4 protein-coding genes and 1 pseudogene are annotated in these 6000 nt (G+C 36.1%); 3 read left to right on the top strand and 2 right to left on the bottom strand.

Going from position 1 to position 6000, the window contains the following annotated elements; all coding sequences use genetic code 11:
• Position 1 precedes the first annotated feature (1 nt).
• A pseudogene (locus tag GD441_RS01330) lies at positions 2 to 330 on the bottom strand (transposase); the annotation flags it as partial.
• Between the two features lie 14 nt (positions 331 to 344).
• The gene (locus tag GD441_RS01325; protein ID WP_153122874.1) at positions 345 to 1460 is read right to left on the bottom strand and encodes an IS4 family transposase; all 1116 of its coding nucleotides are present in this window, start codon (positions 1458 to 1460) and stop codon (positions 345 to 347) included.
• A gap of 240 nt (positions 1461 to 1700) precedes the next feature.
• On the opposite strand from GD441_RS01325, the gene GD441_RS01320 reads away from it, so the two are divergent.
• The 3 genes from GD441_RS01320 to GD441_RS01310 all read left to right on the top strand — a co-directional run bounded on the left by GD441_RS01320 (position 1701) and on the right by GD441_RS01310 (position 5958).
• Positions 1701 to 3278, top strand: a complete 1578-nt coding sequence (locus GD441_RS01320; protein ID WP_153122872.1) for a DUF342 domain-containing protein — start codon at positions 1701 to 1703, stop codon at positions 3276 to 3278.
• Positions 3279 to 3458: 180 nt separating this feature from the next.
• The gene (locus GD441_RS01315) at positions 3459 to 4202 is read left to right on the top strand and encodes a glycerophosphodiester phosphodiesterase (RefSeq protein WP_153122870.1); all 744 of its coding nucleotides are present in this window, start codon (positions 3459 to 3461) and stop codon (positions 4200 to 4202) included.
• Positions 4203 to 4287: 85 nt separating this feature from the next.
• Positions 4288 to 5958 (top strand): methyl-accepting chemotaxis protein, encoded by a 1671-nt coding sequence (locus GD441_RS01310; RefSeq protein ID WP_153122868.1) that lies wholly within the window; start codon positions 4288 to 4290, stop codon positions 5956 to 5958.
• Positions 5959 to 6000: the final 42 nt, after the last annotated feature.

Genomic DNA, 6000 nt, shown 5'->3' with positions numbered 1-6000 from the left:
ATTAAGGGATGGCTTTTCCTTCAATTTTTCGAAGCCAGATATGCGCTGGTTTCCACAATGCAGCCCTTAAATAACGGCTAATTTGTAAGGTTTTTCGCGTACTATTTGTTTCGATTTGTGCCAGAACATGTAGGCAAAAACAATAAGTGCGATAAATACTTGATTTTGAATCGCCCATTCACTTTGACCATAGAATTTTTTGATGCTGAGATGTTGTTTGATCCATTTAAAAAACAGTTCAATAGCCCATCGTGATTTGTACATCTCGGAAATTTCTTCGGCGCTTAAATCAAAACGATTCGTGATTAAATGGAGTTCATTTCCTTTTNACGACAATTTACTTATTAAGGGATGGCTTTTCCTTCAATTTTTCGAAGCCAGATATGCGCTGGTTTCCACAATGCAGCCCTTAAATAACGGCTAATTTGTAAGGTTTTTCGCGTACTATTTGTTTCGATTTGTGCCAGAACATGTAGGCAAAAAACAATAAGTGCGATAAACACTTGATTTTGAATCGCCCATTCACTTTGACCATAGAATTTTTTGATGCTGAGATGTTGTTTGATCCATTTAAAAAACAGTTCAATAGCCCATCGTGATTTGTACATCTCGGAAATTTCTTCGGCGCTTAAATCAAAACGATTCGTGATTAAATGGAGTTCATTTCCTTTTGAATCCATCACTTTTAGAAGGCGAAAGTAATTTTCAGCACGGTTTTGAGTTGTGCCAATCAATACCATTTGATCCGACAAAACACTCGTATCTTCGGGTAGTTTAAAATCATAAACTTCCCGTATAACAGCGTTTTTCCGTAGTCTGGAAAGAAAGAAGTAGCCGTCATCCGTCATACGATCAAAGCGCTCATAGTCTAGATAGCCACGGTCAAACACATACATGCATTCCTTGTCATCCACCATGATTTCAAGCTGTCCACGGTCATGTTCTCTTGCCGTTGTCATCAAAGCTTTTTCAGGATAGGATATCCCCTTTTCCATAAACACAAGGCGCAAATGCAGCTTTACACCAGCCTTTGTTTTGCGAAACTTCGCCCATTTATGATTGGTCAAATTAAGTGGCAATGTGCTTGAATCAATGATTTTTAAAGGCATGACCCGTTTTGTGTAGTGTGTTTTGGCATGAATTTTTGCGACTAAATCAAGAAAAAGCTTTTGAAATAGATCTGGGTTTATACCATTTAATCGCCGTGACAACTGTGAAATACTAATAGAATTAAGGTCGACCCCTTTTTGAAGTTGGTCATCAAAAAGGCAATCGCTTAGCGCATGGAGACTTTCGATTTCTTCCAATTGCGCAAAAAGCAGTAATTTTAGAAATGACTCTGTCGTTAATTTTTTCGTATAGTAATCTAATTTCATCGTTTTCACCTGTTCTTCAAATAATTGAAGATTTATTGGCGAAAACCATTGTCCAAATGAAGTTTTTCGTGTAATCTTGTCCATAGTGTGTGTCCTTTATTAATGGATTTGGACGGGTTACCACCTGACTTATCCATTATAAAGGACTTTTTCTTTGCACAAAATAAAATAAGTGAAGATTGTGAGTCTTTTTAATATTAAAATTAAATTAATGCAACACTAGTGAAAAAATTTAATTTATTTAGTAAAATTTTCAACAAAATGTTACTTTTACCATTATACTTAAACATATAGAATTTTTAAAAAATTGGAAGGAAAGTTTTTATGGAAATTTTACAAAATGAACATTTCAGCATCGTTGAAAATGGGGGCAAAATTTATGTGATCGTCACTAAGCCAGGTTATCCTCTCATTTTGTTAAATAAGCTAATAAACCAATATCCCCGTCTTGCTGTCACAAAATTTATGGCTTTAAAAGAAGCGTTAGAAAACGGGACAGGTGAACAGGTTGAAATAGGTGAACTTAAACCGGAAGTTGAATGTATGATTTCTAGAGATTACATGACTGCCAAAATTAAATTGAACATCATAGAAAGCCAGCTTAAAGAACATTATTCTGAATATGTTTCGAAAGTATTGGACGTCCTACATCTGAACAATGTTAGGGAAGGGATTCTCGTTCAAGTATTGCAACAAGAATTAATAGCTGGAAAAGAAATCCTCATTGCAAAAGGAATAGAACCTATTAATGGAAATAATGCTATTATCACATATTTTACATGTTCAGATAGAAAACCGACCATTCGTGAAGACGGGAAAGCTGATTATTATGATATGAACTTTATTGATGAAGTGAAAAAAGGAGATTGGCTCGGAGAAAAAATTCCTGCTACAAGCGGTAAACCAGGTAAAACAGTGACTGGTGAGCTCATTCTTCCGAAAAAAGGGAAGGACAAAAAGCTCCAGTATGATATAAAAACGGTTACAGAAATAGAAGAAGACGGAAAAACTGTTCTGCGAGCCTTGGTTGATGGAGTCGTCGAATTCCATAATGGCAAAATTGGAGTAGGTGACCATTTGATTATTGAAGGAGACGTTGGGGTTGAAACAGGAAATATAGACTTTAAAGGCAGTATCACTGTTAAAGGAATTATAAAGGAAGGATTTTCCGTCACTGCTACAAAAGATGTATCCATTATGAGTGAGATAGGTATTAGTGGCATCAAGAAAATTGAGTCCCTTTCTGGAGATGTATTTATTAAAGGTGGAATTTTTGGAAAAGGATCATCCGTTGTAAAGGCAGCGAAAAACATTTTCGTTAAATATTCAAATGAGGCAATTTTAGAGGCTGGAGAAAACATTAATATCGGTTATTATTCCGTTGGTAGTACTTTACGTGCAAAAAACATATTTACCGATGATCAAAAAGGGAAGCTGATCGGTGGTGTTATAGAGGCGAGAGGGAAAATCAGAACAGCCATTATTGGAAACCAAATGCAAAGAAAAACGATTCTCCATGTTCAAGGATTTGACAGGGAAAAATTAAAACGAGATCTAGATGATCTATTGAATAAATATCGAGAAAAGATGTTGCAGGTCGAAAAGTTAAAAAGAAAACTTGAGGTTTTTGAAAGTTTTTTAGACCAACTAAATGCTGTTCAGCATAGTCAGTATATTGAAGTGAAGCGCGACTTCGATAAGATCATGATTGAGATTTTTCAATTAGAGGATAAACGAAAATCCATCATGAGTATGCTTGAAATAAAAGGGGAAGGCGAAATTTCAATTGGAAAGATTGCTTTTCCAGATACGATGCTAAAAATTAAAAATTTTAATAAACGCTTAAATGAATCTACCAAAGGAACCTTTTACGCACAAAATAATTCGTTGCATTTCGAGTAGATAACATGGGGAAGATGATTAGCGAAGAAGAATTGTTGATTATGGACATCCTCTTGAAAAATATAAAGCCAATAATGCATCACATGGGCTTGCCGCAGCTGCCAAAGATGAGCTCGAAGAAATGGATGACCAGGTATTGTTCTTAACAGATGAAAGCTAATGAAAAGGGAGGCTTCACCTATGACTTTTACACAGATTTTTGCCCATAGAGGCTCAGCAGGGACACATCCTGAAAACACCATGATTTCTTTTATGGAAGCTGCCAGAGTGGGTGCAGACGGTATCGAGTTGGATGTCCAATTGACCAAAGATGGTGAAGTGGTCGTGATTCATGATGAAACAGTCGATCGGACAACAAATGGAAAGGGATATGTAAAGGACTACCTTCTTCAAGAATTAAAAAAATTAGATAGCAGCCATAAATTTTCAAAGCAATTTGGTGTTACAAATATTCCGACATTAAAAGAAGTTTTAGAATGGATGCAGGGTAATTCTTTGCTACTTAATATTGAGTTGAAAAATAGCGTTTTTTTCTATCCTGGGTTAGAGGAAAAAACGATTGCTCTTGTTAGGGCCTATGGGATGGAAAATAGGGTGATTATTTCTTCATTTAATCACTATAGTATTGTTCATTGTTATAGGCTAGCTCCAGAAATTGAAACAGCACCTTTATATCGGGATGGTTTATATATGCCATGGGTATATGCAGAGTCCATTCAATCTAAAGCGATTCATCCTAGTATAAAGGCAGCACCGGACGCAATTATTAAATCTTCTATTCAAGCTGGGATTGCAGTAAGACCGTATACCATTAATGAGGAATCCAAAATGAAGTCCCTTTATACCTTGGGTTGTTCTGCCATTATTACAGACTATCCAGAAAAAGCGATTTTAATAAAAAGAAAAATATATGGAATCCATTAACGATATGAAAAAGATATAGGACAAAATACCTATATCATAGTAAAATAAAAAGGGGATTTTAACTATTCAGAAATAGGGTGGGAGCATGAAAAAAATAAATAATTTATCCATTAAATTGAAATTGCTGGCAACCATTTTGATTGTTACGCTTGTTCCGCTTATGACTGCAGGCTATATTGCTTTTCAAATTTCCTATAATGCCATTTATAATGAAACAAAACATGATCTAGAATACATCGCTCATTTGGAGGGGCATATATTAAGTCGACACACATCTGACAAGAATATTTCTCCTCAAGAAAATGAAGGGATTTTACAAGAGCTTGCTGAAATTAAGAAAACTTTTTATGAACAAAACGGTATGTCTGGATATGGCTACATAATTGATGAAACAGGTAAAATGATGTATCACCCTAACGAAAAAACGGTTGGTTCGGACATTTCCAAAGAAGCTTTTATTCAGACCATCCTTTCCAAAAAATCAGGATATGTCGAATATGAATGGGAAGGCAAGATGAAGGTCGCAGCTTTTCAAGAGCTTCCAAATGGTTGGATTTATGCAACATCTACATATTTGGATGAATTGCTGGAAGTAGTAAATCCAATTAAAAAATATGTGTTTATTACGAGTATTCTAGGCTCCATTTTAGCAATTGGTGTAGGCGCTTTCATTGTGTCGAAAATAACCAAGCCAATTATGAGTGTTGTTGCAGCTATGAAAAATGCCGAAAGCGGCGACTTAACACGTCAAGTACCGATTTATTCTGAGGATGAAGTAGGGCAAATTTCCATTATGTATAACAAAATGATGAATCGTTTGAAGACAATATTAATCAGTATTCATGATGCTTCTCAGCAAGTCGCTGCATCCTCTCAACAATTAACGGCAAGTGCTGATGAAAATACTCGAGCTTCAGAACAAATTGCAACTGCCGCAGAAGAGATTTCTAAAGGCTCACAGGAACAGGTAGAAAAAGTAGCAAGTGTAGTTCAATCGATTCACACCATTTCTACTGCAATTAACGACACTGCACAAAACGTCGCAAAGGTAAATGAAGATTCTAATATTGCTACCCAATACTCGATTGAAGGCGTACAGAATTTGAATAAAGTTGTAGAAGAGATGAATGACATTACTAAGAAAGTCCGCAACACAGAAAAAGTGATTCGGGAGCTTGGAAAACAATCAGCATCTATTATGGGAATTATTACAACAATACGTGATATTAGTGAACAAACGAATTTGCTAGCCTTAAATGCTGCAATTGAAGCGGCAAGAGCCGGAGAACAAGGTAAAAGCTTTGCGGTTGTTGCTGGAGAAGTGAGAAAACTCGCGGAGCAGTCAGGCAAATCTGCTCAAGACATTGCATCCTTAATTACTATGATTAATGATGAAATTATTCAGGCTACTAAGATGATGGAAGAAAGTAGTCAGGCTGTTTCAGAAGGTGAAGAGGTGGTTTTAAGTGCCAGCGAATCATTTAAGAAAATTGAAAAAGCTGTCCATGATGTCAGTATAGAAATGCGGAGCTTGAAAAAATCAATTGATGAAATCCAAGCAAACTCACAAGTTATTGTGAATAGCTCAGATGTCATATCTAACCTTGCTGAAATTGCAGCCGGGGACACGGAAGAAGTGGCAGCTGCTGCAGAAGAACAAATGGCTACTATGCAGGAAATTAACGCTTCCTCACATATGCTTGCTAAAATGGCTGAAAAGCTTCAGTCTGAAGTCAATCAATTTAAATTGAAATAAAAAAACCTGACTCATAACGCTTCAAGCGCTGTGAGATCAGGT

This window comes from Peribacillus tepidiphilus, assembly GCF_009466385.1.
Taxonomy (GTDB): Bacteria; Bacillota; Bacilli; order Bacillales; family DSM-1321; genus Bacillus_BN; species Bacillus_BN tepidiphilus.
The sequence above is the reverse complement of the archived record's forward strand: the minus strand, read 5'-3'. Positions and strand labels throughout refer to the sequence as shown.